Raw genomic sequence first — 13245 nt, 5'->3', positions numbered from 1 at the left:
TTCACTCCTCGGCTTCACTGCGTTCAGCTGTATATTCATATACCTTCTCGGCAATATCCGTGAACACTACTCCGTTGAGATGATCGATTTCATGCTGAAAAGCACGGGCCAGCAGACCGCTTCCCGTAATCGTCACTTCCTTGCCTTCACGGTCAAGGCCACGCACCGTAACAGTCTCCGCGCGGCGCACATCGCCATTTAGCCCGGGAATACTCAAACATCCCTCAGGTCCAAATTGTTCGCCTTCCATACTGAGTATTTCCGGGTTGATCAATTTGATCAAACCATGCTCCTCATCGGCATCCACTACGATCAGCCGTTTCAGGATACCCACCTGCGGTGCCGCCAGGCCAACGCCTTCAGCGTCATACATCGTGTCCGCCATATCGTCCAGCAGCTTCTGGACATTGGGTGTTACTTTCGTTACTGTTTTCGCTGTCTTGTGCAGCACTTCATCCGGTTCTTTCACGATCAGCCTGATTGCCATTACCAAAACACCTTCCTTGTTCTGAACATTTCTATAGTTAGTAAAACGAATTAATAAACCAAATCATGCCTAGAGGCAATATTTCCTTACCCATTGTAACATGTCTTCCGGTTACATCAACATCTGCGGATCAACGTCGATGCTGACCTGCAGTCCTGTGTCACGGACCGAATCCTCCAGCTCTTCAGCCACCTGCTTGGCCAGCCCAATCGCATCTATGGCTCCCCGCCATTTAATGATGCACTGGAATCTGTATCTGCCCTTCAGGCGGGGCAACGGTGAAGCCACCGGTCCCAACAGATCAAGCGCGTCCGTGGACAGCTTATCCAAGCTGCCGTACCAGCGGAGCTGTCTCGCTTTGCCCTGAAGGTTCAGCGCATAATTCTCGGCCAGACGCAGCAGCAGCGGCAGCTGTTCATGTGACAGGGTCACGAGAATCAGCCGGCAATAGGGAGGATAATGCAATTCTTTGCGGTGCTTCAACTCTTCACGGACAAAGGAGCTGTAATCATGGCCGCTGGCATGGATAATCGAATAATGCTCGGGGGTATAGGACTGGACCACAACTTCACCGGGTAGCTGATGCCGCCCCGCCCGCCCAGCCACCTGGGTAAGCAGTTGAAACGTCTTCTCCGCCGCGCGGAAATCGGGCAAGTTGAGCGCGGAATCCGCCGTAATAACTCCGACAAGTGTAACATCGGGGAAATCCAGCCCCTTCGCCACCATCTGCGTTCCGAGCAGCACATCCGCCTTTTTGTCCCTAAACTGGTTCAGCAGCTTCTCATGCGAGCCCTTTTCCGTCGTTGTATCCACATCCATCCGGATTACGCGGATGCCGGGAAAAAGTTTGCCTAATTCTTCTTCCACCCGCTGTGTGCCTGTCCCGAAGAAGCGGATATGCTCACTTCCGCATTCAGGGCATACCTTCGGCGAAGGTTCCGCATGGCCACAGTAATGGCAGCGCAAATTGTCGCTGCGGGCATGATAGGTCAGTGAGATGTCGCATTCCGGACAGCCCGCGACATAACCGCAGCTCCGGCACATCACGAAGGTGGAAAACCCTCTGCGGTTCAGCAGCAGCACTGTCTGCTCCCCGCGTTCCAGCCTGCTCTCAAGCGCAGCGTGCAGCCTGCGGCTGAACATGGAGCGGTTGCCTTCCTTGAGTTCATCGCGCATGTCTACCACATGCACCTTCGGCAGTTCATTGCCAAGCGCACGGCTCGGCATCTCTAGCAGAACTGGAGAGAAGTGAATATCGCTTTGTGCCCGGGAAGCATGATAGCTCTCCAAAGAAGGAGTGGCTGAGCCAAGAATTACTGCAGCCCCTCCCTGCTCTGCCCTGCGGACAGCCACATCGCGGGCATGATACTTCGGATTCTCCTCCTGCTTATAGGAGCCTTCATGCTCCTCGTCCATAATAATCAGTCCAAGATTGGCGAATGGCGCGAATACCGCTGAACGTGCTCCGACGGCAACTGCCGCTTTGCCCTCACGGATTTTGCGCCATTCGTCGTATCGTTCTCCGACAGACAAGCGGCTGTGCATCACCGCCACTCCGCTTCCGAACCGGCCCTTAAACCGCTCAACCATCTGCGGAGTGAGCGCGATCTCGGGAACCAGCACCACCGCCTGCCTGCCCTGATCCACTACCCGCTGGATGCACTGCAGGTAAATTTCCGTCTTTCCGCTCCCGGTTACCCCGTGCAGCAAAAACACTTCATGCCGCTGCTCATCCACCGTCCGGACAATCCGTTTATATACGGATTCCTGTTCGTCTGTCAGTGGCAGCGGAGTGCTCGGTTTGAAATCGCGTCCCCGGTAGGGATCACGGTACACTTCAATTTCGCTGATCTCAATGAAGCCCTTGTCTTCCAGCGACTTCACGGTACCGGCTGTAACCTGCAGCACCGACAAAAGATCCTTCATCGGCATGGGTAGCATCGGCTCCATGTCGATCAGGAAGGACAGCACTTCCTTCTGCCGTGCTGAACGTGCCGGGAAGCTGCCCAGTGATTCGCGGGCTGCGGCAACGCCTATCGCCAAATCTACGGCCTTCAGCTTCTTTTTGCCCATTTTATCCTTAATCGACTGGCTCTCGGACAGCACTCCCCGCCGCAGCATGAACTTCACTGTCTCCGCCGCATCTGGAAACGTCCGGGTCAATTGTTTCATGGAGACCTCCCCGGCACGTCTGACAAAATCGGTGATCTGCTGCTCCTCCTGGTCCGTATCCAGAAACAGCGGAAACAGTTCATCCTCAGGGCTCCCTGCTTCCTCTGCCGCTTCTCCGAGGGAGATCAGACGCTCGGCTTTGCCCTTAAGGGCAGTCGGAAGCATAGCCTGCAAAGCGGAGATCCGTCTGCAGGCATATCTTTGACTCATCCAGTCCCCAAGTTCTACAAGCTCTGGCGACAAAGGCGGGAGCAGATCAAGCACTTCCTGGATGGGCTTAAGGGTAGGGCCCGAGCCGGTCTCTCCCGATTCCAGTGAGACTACAAAACCCTGTACAGTCCGGTGACCAAAAGGAACAGCCACTCTGCTGCCCACTTCAATCCACAGTTTCAGGTCAGCGGGAATCAAATAATCAAATGGCCGGTCAGTGCTGCGCACGGGAACATCGACAATGACCTTGGCTATATCCATTATAAAGCAGCTCCAGCGATACGCTCTGCTGCGAGTCCCAGCAAGCGGCGCGCCACTTCATCTTTACTTACCAGGGGAAGATCCAGCACAAGGCCTTCGGCCCCATAAATAGAGACAATATTGGTATCCGTGCCAAATCCGGCCCCTTCCGCAGCCACATCGTTAGCCACAATAAGGTCCAAATTTTTGCGGACCAGCTTGTCCTTCGCGAAGGCTTCGGCGTTTCCTGTCTCGGCGGCAAATCCGATCAGGAACTGCTTGTCCTTCATTTTCCCCAGACTCTCCAGGATGTCGGTTGTCTTAACCAGTTCAAGCGTCATTGTTTCTCCGCTTTTTTTGATCTTGGATGGGGCACTCTGCTTAGGACGGTAATCTGCTACAGCAGCGGCCTTGATCAGAATATCGCATGCCTTCCACCGGCCGGCAACCGCCTCATACATCTCCTGGGCCGACTCTACCCGTACCACTTTGATGTCCGGGTCCTGCGGGGGCTTCTCATCCGTACGCGCAGCAATCAAGGTTACCTCCGCACCCATAGCCCGCGCAGCACGGGCCAGGGCAAAGCCCATTTTGCCTGAGGAGTCATTGGAGATATAACGCACCGGATCAATCCGCTCCACCGTACCTCCAGCCGTCACAATAACTTTTTTACCAGCCAGCGGACCGGATGCAGCGCTGTTCTGAAGAGCGAAGAACGCATCCACACAGCTCACAATCGTCGCCGGCTCCTCAAGCCTGCCTTTGCCTACATAACCGCAGGCCAGCAGCCCTTCACCCGGTTCAATAAACTGCACACCACGCCCGGCAAGAGTATTCATATTGCTGATTACCGCCGGATGCTGGTACATATGGACGTTCATTGCCGGTGCAACCATAATCGGAGCGGTCGCGGCCAGCAGTGTGGTGGACAACATATCATCGGCAAGGCCATGCGCCATTTTGGCGATGATATTGGCCGTAGCCGGTGCGATCAGGACAAGGTCGGCGGCATCGGCAAGGTCAATATGCGATATCGATGACGGGTCGCGTTCCTGGAAGGTATCGCTGTATACCCGCTGCTTCGAGAGTGACTGCAGTGTCAGATCAGTAATGAACTGTTTAGCCGAGGCCGTCATAATGACATGGACTTCGGCTCCCCTTTGTGTAAGCTTGCTGGTCAAATCCGCTGCCTTGTATGCAGCAATTCCCCCTGTAATGCCAAGAATAATCGTTTTACCCTTGATGTTGTTCAACATGATCTCCCCCCTGTTCCTTTCCTGCGCCAAAGCTCTATAGTTCGGATATAAAATGAAGAAAACTTGAAATTCTAATATTTCGGGCAAGAAGAAACGGCTGCATCGGCCTATCTCGAGACGGCATCCGTTTCTGCAATAATATAAGGATAATATAGCGTAAATCCTCGAGTCTTATCTCTTTAAAAAAATAACAACCTTCCGGTTGTCAGGAACAGCCCGGTACGGGCTATGGGTCACTAGGTTCATGCGCTGCCAGCCCCTTAACCTAAGAAGAAACGGTAGCGCCGCCTTATACAAAGGCGGTGTCCGTTTCTACAGTAGGCATGGCAAGCTATCCGGACTATTCTTCGCCGCGTGTTACAATGATGCGGTCTTCATAAATTTCTTCCAGGGCAACGCCAACAAACTTGTGGGATCTCGGCGACTTGATATCAGTCTTGCCGCCTTCACGGAGAGCTCTTGCCCGGCGGGCAGCTGCAACAACCAGCGAATACTTGCTGTCGACTTTGGTCATCATTTCATCAATAGATGGATATAGCACGTAAGACACCTCTTCATCTTTTACTGTTAAATATGATCAATCTTGCTGTGCATATCATCTTACCTTACAATGTTCGGCGATAATAATGCTTTCTATTCGCTTACAGGCCAGATCAATCTCATCATTCACTACGGCATAGTCATAATGCCGGATCAGACCAATCTCATCTTCTGCTACGGACATGCGGTGGTTAATCACATCAGGATGCTCCGTACCGCGTCCGCGGATGCGGTCCTTCAATTCGTCCATGGATGGAGGAAGAAGGAACACAAAGATGCCTTCCGGGAATTTGTCTTTGACTTTGAGAGCTCCCTGAACCTCGATCTCCAGAATAATATCTCTTCCGCTCTCGAGTGTTCTCTCCACAAAATCACGCGGAGTACCGTAATAATTGCCTACGTACTCCGCATACTCCAGCAGCTGGTCCGCTTCTATCATTGCCGTGAACTGCTCTCTGCTCTTGAAAAAATAATTGACGCCGTTCTCCTCACCCTCACGCGGACTGCGTGTGGTGGCGGAAACGGAATAGACAAGCTCGGGCATCTTCGGCCGCAGCGCGGTACAGACGGTACCTTTACCAACGCCGGAAGGGCCGGACAATATGATCAGCAATCCTTTTGACATAGTACACTCCATTTGTTGTTATTCGTCGTTATCGTCATCTTTGCTGGATAAGCGGTGCGCCACAGTCTCCGGCTGAACGGCCGACAGAATGACATGATCGCTGTCTGTAATAATGACGGCCCGCGTCCGGCGGCCGTAGGTCGCATCGATCAGCATATGCCGGTCTCTGGCCTCCTGGATAATGCGTTTAATTGGTGCAGATTCCGGGCTGACAATGGAAATAATGCGGTTGGCCGATACGATATTTCCAAAGCCGATGTTGATTAATTTGATTGCCATGTTCCGGTTGTTCCCCCCATAAGTTACATCTTTGCTTGATTGAACTACCTGTTATTCTAAGTTCGCTGCTTGCTCGCGTATCTTCTCCAGCTCAGCTTTCATATCAAGCGTGAGGTTCACTAGAGTCAGATGGTTGCATTTCGACCCGATTGTATTCGTCTCCCTGTTCATCTCCTGAATGAGAAAGTCCAGTTTGCGTCCTGCCGGCTCGCTTCCCTTCAGCAAAGCTCTGCATTGTTCAAAGTGACTGTACAGCCGGGTAAGCTCCTCATCAATGTTACAGCGGTCGGCAAAGGTAGCAATTTCCATTCCGAATTTATGCTCCTCAAAAGGGAAAGTCCCGTCATTCAGCGCGTTCAGCCGCAACCGCAGCTTATCACGGTATTCAACTACTACTGCAGGAGCAAGTGCGGCCATTTCAGCGTGCAGCTCCTCCAGATGCCCTAGCCGGCGCGTTAGATCAGCGGCAAGATAACCGCCTTCCCGGGCGCGCATTTCCAGCAGGGAATGAAGGCTTTGCTCCAGCCCCAGTTCAAGCATCCCGGAGTACTCTTCAAAGGATGCAAATCCTGTGGCGGCTGCCTCCTCCTTGAGCTCCATTACACCGGGCATAGAAAGTATATCACGTAAAGTCAACTCGCCCGTAAATCCGAACTCGTCCTTCAGCGCTTCCGCGGCTTTCAGATAGGACTTGACCGCCGGGCGGCTCAGCATCTGAACGGAGGCTGTCTCTTCAGTGATTTCTCTATTAATGACGACATCTACCCGTCCCCGTTTGATATGATGCAGAACTTTTCTTCGCAGCATATCCTCATAACCCGTCCAATCCCGGGGCATCCGCAGCACAACTTCGCAGTAACGGTTATTCACCGATTTGACTTCGAACGTAATCTTGTAACCGCCGAATTGCAGGGATGATTGACCGTATCCGGTCATGCTAAATGACAACGGAATCACATCCATTACACTATTGTAATTGATTATTACTAGCGAAACAAGGGGGACAATTTGCGCCCTTGTTTCTCCCAAATGTACTCCAGCAGCTGGACGCTCATCTCGTAGAACATGAATGGCGTCATCAGATAGATGCCGTTAAAATGCTCTGTCGCCGCGTCCAGCAGCTCTTTGGCAATGGCCACGCCTTCAGCCCGGCCAACCTCTCCTTCAAGACCCTGCATCCGGCTGCGCACCTCTGCGGAGAGCTGAATACCGGGAACCTCGTTATGCAGGTATTCTGCATTGCGGCCGCTTGCCAGTGGCATGATCCCGAGGAATATCGGAATATCCAGATGCTCGGTCGCTTTGGCGATGTGGGCGATCAGCTCTGGATCATACACCGGCTGGGTCATAATATAATCCGCGCCGGAAGCGATCTTCTTCTCCAGCCGCTCCACCGCCTTGTCCAAATGTTTGACATTGGGATTAAATGCGGCTCCGATCACAAATTTCGCCTTCTGCTTCAGCGGCTTGCCGGAGAAAGCGATCCCGTCGTTCAATTGCTTAATCATCCGGATGATCTCAAAGGAAGTAAGATCATAGATCGAGCTGGATCCCGGCAGATCCCCGAAACGGGCCGGATCTCCGGTCACCGCCAGCACATGGTCGATGCCTAGCGCATCAAAACCCATGAGATGCGACTGGGTCCCGATCAGATTCCGGTCGCGGCAGGCCACGTGCACCAACGGCCGGAGTCCTGTGCGGGCCTGAACCAGATGCCCGAGAGCCATGTTGCTCATCCGTGTTACGGCGAGTGAATTATCCGCAAGGGTCAGCGCATCTGCACCTGCTCTGCGCAGCGCATCTGCACCTCTCATAAACTTGGCGATGTCCAGATCACGGGGAGGGTCAAGCTCTACAATAACGGTGTGGCGCTCCTTGACCAGATCGACAAGTGTCGGTTCGCCGCCGCTGCGGTCTTCATCCTCGCCGAGATGTTCCTGCACCACAATCCGTTCCGGGCTCTTCTTCTGAGTCGGTTCTGGCAGCGGCTGTGGAGCATAATCACGCAGTGCAGCCGAGATTTCGGCGATATGCTGCGGAGTAGTCCCGCAGCAGCCGCCGATGATCCGGCTGCCCAGCCCGGCAAACACAGGAGCCATTTGGCCGAAATAATCCGGTGTGGCGCCATAGCGGTACTGCCCGTCCACATAATCCGCCACTCCGGCATTGGGATATACCGACGCTGGCAGTGTCAGACTGCCCTGAAGCGTCTTCAATGCACGCTTGATGCCGTTGGGACCGGTCCGGCAATTGAAGCCGATCACATCCGCTCCGTCCTGTTCCAAAATGCGGAAGGCTTCCGGCAATGTCAATCCATCCAGCGTTCGCGCCGTTTCATCTACAGCAAGCTGGCAAATGACCGGAAGCCCGCTGAGCTTCCGCACTGTCCGCAGTGCCAAATGCAGCTCTTCCACATCGTAGAAGGTTTCCAGCATGATGCCGTCCGGCTGCTCTTCCAGCAGTGCGGTGATCTGCTCCGTGAAATAACGCTTCAGCTCCGACGAAGAAAGATTTGCCCGTTTGCCGGCACGAATGGAACCTACCGCTCCGACTACATACCCTGCTTCACCGGCAGCTTGCCGGGCAATCCGCACACCTGCACGGTTGATTTCCCCAACCTTTGATTCCAATCCGTATTTGGACAGCCTGTCATAATTGGCAGAGAACGTATTGCTCTCCAGCAGCACGGCTCCAGCTTCAATATAGCTGCGATGCACGTCTTCAATGACCCCCGGAGAGGTCAGATTCAATTCCTCGTAGGAGATGCCGACAGGAAACCCTTTTTGATATAAAAAGGTTCCCATGGCTCCGTCCCCGACCAAAACATTCGTATTCCACGCAGAGCGCAAATCCGGCTTCACCGCAAGAACCTCCCCTATACTGTCATTAGTTTCATACTAATGTAACATAAATCGGGTTGGATGATAAGCATTCAAAGCCCAAAAGCCTAACAGCTCCATCACTGCCTTTGCATGGCAAGGAATGAAATGATTCATACTAGCCTTATTCTTATTTAAGGAGGAACCTGCCTTGAAAAAAAGAACAAGAAGGCTGCTGCTGCGCAAATACGCTGTAATCCTGTTGTTATCCACACTTTCTTTGCTTTACTTGTATTTTGGCGACTGGCTGTTCGGCTATGGGATGGGCAACATCAGATATATCATGAACTACCTGCTCTATTCCGCCTCGGAGAAGCTGGCTGCGGCAATCATGCTGCTGTCTCTGCTGGTTCCAGACCTAATCTATTGGGTTCGCGGCAGTCAGCCCGGGCGGGGAGCCGAGAAATAGCTCTTCAACGCCGTGATTATAATCAGGATGGCTGGGATAACCACTATAAACAGAGGATATACCATATACAGCAGCCTTCCGCCTTCATCCAGATGTTCGATAAAGCTGCGGGCGTCCAGGATGGAGGTAAACAGGATAATCAGCGCGCACGGATAGATCATTCTCCGGTAAGGGATGCCGAACAGCTCGGATATTCCAATCAAGGCGGCGGCAAAAAACACGGACATTTTGAAAAACACGCCGATAATCAGCACCATAACCACAAAAATATCTACCCGCTGAATAAAATCAGAAATGGAAATTTTGCTGATTGTCGGCATCAGCGGTAGCGGCGAGCGCTGAACGATATCTGCACCCAGCACCGATATATTAAGAGCCATGGTAAAGCTCAGCAGCAGCGCGGATACCAGCATGGCTGCGGCAATAATCCATGGGCCTTTTTTTACATTGGACAAGTAGGGCATCAGCATTGTAAAACTGATCATTTCGCCAAAAGGAAACATAAAGTTCTGATGTGCGACTGAGACCAGTACCGGTTTGATCCCGTCCTCCAGCATGGGAAGCAGGCGGTGCAGGTTAATTGAGCCTGACAATACCAGCATAATTGTACTGAACACACCGATGATCATAACGATAGTGGCAAAAACAAGCGAAGTTCTGGTCAGCACCTCTATCCCTTTATGCAAGACATAGGCTCCTGATAAAATCATCAGACTGCTGAGAATAAACATCGGGGTATTATGCATGGTCGCCATGGCCAGCATCGTGCTGCCGTCACGCAAATCCCGCGCTGCCAGGTTGATATATAAAATGATGTACAGCACCGCAACCGGTACTCCCAGCGTTTTGCCCAGCAGTTTCCGGGTATAGGCTGTAAAAGGCAGCTCCGGGTGTTTCCGGTACAGATAAGTGTAGCCCGCAAACACGACAATTCCTGCCAGACAGCCGACCAGTATTGAGAGCCAGGCATCCCTCCCCGACTCCATTCCCAAATTAACGACAAGTGCCGTCCCAAGTTCAAACAGCAAGGTCAAGCTGAAAAACTGGGTTAGACCAATTTTGATGGTTCCCATCATGCCCCCCCTTTATTCCGCATCACTTATTGACCTGAAAAGAATTGCTCCTCATATCCGTATGCCTGATCACAGCATCCGCCTCGATTCTGACCTCACAATGCGCAAATACAACCTCCCAGTGATCTCTGACCTTTTTCCAGCCGCGCGGATTTCTCCGTTCTACCGCCTCTCCGAAGCCGAGATAATCACTCTTTAGCTCCCTGGCTGCCGATACCGCTGCCTCAATCTGTTTTCTCGTCTCATCGGTCAGCCGGCCCGAAAGCTCTTCCAATACCTGGGGAGAGGTAAGATTAAGCACGTTAGCCGATTCCTTAAGCGCGGCCTGCTGGGTTATTTTAATAGTAATTACAGGATGCTCCGGATCCTTCGCCTGGACCTCCAGATGAACCTGGGATTTGTATACATTGAAGGAAATATAGCCGCCCGCCGGGCTCTTTACTATTACAGGCACCTCTTTAATTTTGTTATGCAAAAGTACGGTACCGAGCGCAGCGTTGCCATCCAGCCAACCCTTCAACTTATCATCCCTAAACGCCGCCATACCAGACACTCTCAGAATAGCGCTCGGAGCAATCGTCTTCATGTTATCGTTGGTGTCTGCGGAATTCCTGTCCCCTGTGGTAAACACCCCGTTAATAATCGGACCTCCTCCTACGGTCTGAATCCCCCTGACGACATCATCCACCTCCACCCTGAAGTTGTAACCGAACTGCTTCGAGGTGGTATCCAGCTTTTCCACCAGATCATTGGCGGGGATTTTGCTGAACACAGTCATCGTTGACATTAGGTCGCTCGCCGGCTGGCCTCTGGAAATGAACATCAGGCTGGTGAGCCGTGTATCGCTCTCCCGTTCCAGCACATCCAGCATGTCCTTAATTCCCTCACGGGCAAACTCCTCCGAGATGACAAGCACCCGGACATGGGCAAGCGACAGAAATCTCGCAGTTTGCCGCGAAGCGTTGGCCAGTGCCTCGAACATCGTGCGGCCGCTGCCTGTATACAAAGACACCGGTGAAGTACTCCGGGTATTCTCTCCGGAGATTTCCTCCGAGACAATCACCTGAAAGGACAGCCGATACTTCTCTTTCTCCGAGGGACCTCTGTCAATGGCCACGCCGGAGACGATGGCCCTCCTGTTCAGCTCGACACTGTCCCAGCAGCCGGTAAGAACAAGCGGCAGTACAATCTGCAGAATGGACAATAAGATCAGACAGGAAGGCTTAATCTTCATTTCGCCCTCCTTCATCGACCGGCATAGCATCGTTTTCCTTAAGAATCAGAGGTGCGAGTTCAGAATCATGACCTGTCGTGACCCTCATGTAGTCCGGCAGTTCCGCTCGCATCTGCTGCGGGGATTTGCTTGGTCTCATCAGCCACAAGGGCAACCGCAGAATCGTATCTTTCTGCCCTTTTATAGAGAGCGGAACAAACGGCGACAAATAGGGAATGCCGAAGGAACGCAGACTGTTCATATGTGCTACGAGTACAATTAAACCAAGGGTGATGCCATAGAAGCCGAACATGGCGGCCAGCAGCAGAAAGCCGAAGCGGATAATCCGTCCGGCAATCGCCATGTTATAAGCAGGAATGGCGAAGCTCGCAATCCCTGTTAATGCAATGACAATAACCATAATCGGGGTAATAATGCCAGCTTCCACAACTGCCGAGCCAAGAATCAGCGCACCGACGACCGAGACCGTCTGTCCGATAACACGCGGCATCCGCACACCCGCTTCACGTAAGATTTCAAATGCACTCTCCATCAGCATGGCCTCTACAAAAGCCGGAAAAGGTACATTTTCCCGCTGGGCCAGCAGATTGATCAGCAGGGTTGTCGGGATCATCTCATAATGATAAGTGGTCAAAGCGATATAGATAGAAGGGCCGAGAAGCAGAACGACAAAGCTCATGTAACGGACGATCCGCATCAGTATCGCAATATCGAACCGTTGGGAATAATCCTCCGCCGACTGAAAAAATTGAGTAAACACCGCCGGCAGAATCAGCACAAATGGTGTACCGTCCACGATCACTACAACTCTGCCTTCCAGCAGATTACCTGCTGCCACATCGGGCCGTTCAGAATTGTATATTGTCGGAAAGGGCGTAAAGGTCTTGTCCTGAATCAGCTCCTCCAGGAATCCGGATTCCAGCACTTCGTCAATGGCGACTTTTTGCAGGCGGTCTCTGACCTCCTGCACCAAATCCTCACCGGCGATTTCCTTCATATACATGATGGCCACATGGGTTTGGGTTTCCGAGCCGATTTTCATATACTCCAGCCGCAGCTTGGGAGACTTGATTCTCCGGCGGATCAGCGCGATATTAGTTCCCACGGACTCTACGAAGCCATCTTTGGGCCCGCGGACAACGAGCTGCGAAGACGGCTCAGTGACAGAGCGCTGTTCGCCGCCTCTGGTCTCACACACAATAGCTGAAGTGTAACCTTCCACCAGAATCGCCGTATCTCCGGAAAGCAGTGCCAGCATGATATCGTTCCATTCCTCTTTGAAGTCCGCTTCACCTATTTCCAGAGCAGAGCTTAGGATCCGTGATGGCAAGTCCACCCCTCTGTCAGCTTCGTCCATGCCATCCGTAAGCCCTGCGGTATTATCGAGCAGTGACCCCACCACAAATTCATTGACTGCGACGGTATCTGCGAGCCCGCTCAGATGAACAGCCGCGGCTTGCACAGGGTGGACTCCGCCAATTTCGATCTGGCGGACCTTGAGATCAGGGCTGTTACCAAGCTCAGTCTGTATGTTCTCTATGCTCTGTCCAAGATTTTCTGACAGTTTTGGACCGCCGCTGCTTAAACGCTGCTCGCGGACATCCTTTGCCCCGTTTCTTGTAAGATATCGCTTCGAGTTCACCACGCTCCCCCCTCTCGTACTGGTTCTTATTATTCACGGTTAACTCTGCCATTATTCGGATATGATGCCATTCTGGAACAACAAGTGGAAACGGAAATAGAAGGATGATTTATAGGGTGAAGCATATAAATGCTTATATTTGCAAAAAAAGATGACCTGCAAGCGGGCTGCTTGAGGTCATCCTTTTGTATTGCACACC

At 52.5% G+C, this 13245-nt stretch carries 12 protein-coding genes; 1 reads left to right on the top strand and 11 read right to left on the bottom strand.

The window, feature by feature from the left end:
• Position 1: 1 nt before the first annotated feature.
• The 8 genes from def to MHI45_RS32955 form a co-directional block, all read right to left on the bottom strand.
• Positions 2 to 487, bottom strand: coding sequence for a peptide deformylase (def, locus tag MHI45_RS32990; RefSeq protein WP_076111299.1), 486 nt, complete (start codon positions 485 to 487; stop codon positions 2 to 4).
• 111 nt (positions 488 to 598) lie between these two features.
• Positions 599 to 3130 (bottom strand): primosomal protein N', encoded by a 2532-nt coding sequence (priA, locus tag MHI45_RS32985; protein ID WP_076111298.1) that lies wholly within the window; start codon positions 3128 to 3130, stop codon positions 599 to 601.
• Positions 3130 to 4365 (bottom strand): bifunctional phosphopantothenoylcysteine decarboxylase/phosphopantothenate--cysteine ligase CoaBC, encoded by a 1236-nt coding sequence (coaBC, locus tag MHI45_RS32980; protein WP_076111297.1) that lies wholly within the window; start codon positions 4363 to 4365, stop codon positions 3130 to 3132. The genes priA and coaBC overlap by 1 nt, the downstream gene beginning before the upstream one ends.
• A gap of 340 nt (positions 4366 to 4705) precedes the next feature.
• The gene (rpoZ, locus tag MHI45_RS32975) at positions 4706 to 4906 is read right to left on the bottom strand and encodes a DNA-directed RNA polymerase subunit omega (RefSeq protein WP_038590559.1); all 201 of its coding nucleotides are present in this window, start codon (positions 4904 to 4906) and stop codon (positions 4706 to 4708) included.
• Between the two features lie 54 nt (positions 4907 to 4960).
• A complete protein-coding gene (gene gmk, locus MHI45_RS32970; RefSeq protein ID WP_076111296.1) occupies positions 4961 to 5530 on the bottom strand; it encodes a guanylate kinase in 570 nt (189 codons plus the stop codon).
• Positions 5531 to 5548: 18 nt separating this feature from the next.
• Entirely contained in the window at positions 5549 to 5809 is a 261-nt protein-coding gene (gene remA / locus MHI45_RS32965) for an extracellular matrix/biofilm regulator RemA (protein ID WP_006209218.1), read from the bottom strand.
• Positions 5810 to 5860: 51 nt separating this feature from the next.
• Complete coding sequence (locus MHI45_RS32960; protein ID WP_076111295.1) at positions 5861 to 6757, bottom strand: YicC/YloC family endoribonuclease; 897 nt, start codon at positions 6755 to 6757, stop codon at positions 5861 to 5863.
• A gap of 38 nt (positions 6758 to 6795) precedes the next feature.
• The gene (locus tag MHI45_RS32955; protein ID WP_076111294.1) at positions 6796 to 8670 is read right to left on the bottom strand and encodes a bifunctional homocysteine S-methyltransferase/methylenetetrahydrofolate reductase; all 1875 of its coding nucleotides are present in this window, start codon (positions 8668 to 8670) and stop codon (positions 6796 to 6798) included.
• 169 nt (positions 8671 to 8839) lie between these two features.
• Here MHI45_RS32955 and MHI45_RS32950 point away from each other — a divergent pair, with 169 nt between their 5' ends.
• Positions 8840 to 9097, top strand: coding sequence for a hypothetical protein (locus tag MHI45_RS32950; protein WP_076111293.1), 258 nt, complete (start codon positions 8840 to 8842; stop codon positions 9095 to 9097).
• Here the strand turns inward: MHI45_RS32950 and MHI45_RS32945 are convergent.
• Genes MHI45_RS32945 through MHI45_RS32935 form a run of 3 tightly spaced genes read right to left on the bottom strand, consistent with a single transcriptional unit; the run spans position 9070 to position 13046 of the window.
• Positions 9070 to 10170, bottom strand: a complete 1101-nt coding sequence (locus tag MHI45_RS32945) for a GerAB/ArcD/ProY family transporter (protein WP_076111292.1) — start codon at positions 10168 to 10170, stop codon at positions 9070 to 9072. The genes MHI45_RS32950 and MHI45_RS32945 overlap by 28 nt on opposite strands.
• Positions 10171 to 10192: 22 nt before the next feature.
• A complete protein-coding gene (locus MHI45_RS32940) occupies positions 10193 to 11404 on the bottom strand; it encodes a Ger(x)C family spore germination protein (RefSeq protein ID WP_076111291.1) in 1212 nt (403 codons plus the stop codon).
• Positions 11394 to 13046, bottom strand: coding sequence for a spore germination protein (locus MHI45_RS32935; RefSeq protein WP_076111290.1), 1653 nt, complete (start codon positions 13044 to 13046; stop codon positions 11394 to 11396). Before MHI45_RS32935 ends, MHI45_RS32940 begins: the two co-directional genes overlap by 11 nt.
• Positions 13047 to 13245: the final 199 nt, after the last annotated feature.

It is taken from the genome of Paenibacillus sp. FSL H3-0321 (assembly GCF_038002865.1).
GTDB lineage: Bacteria > Bacillota > Bacilli > Paenibacillales > Paenibacillaceae > Paenibacillus_AQ.
Note: the sequence above shows the minus strand (reverse complement) of the source record. Positions and strands in the feature narration are given on the sequence as shown.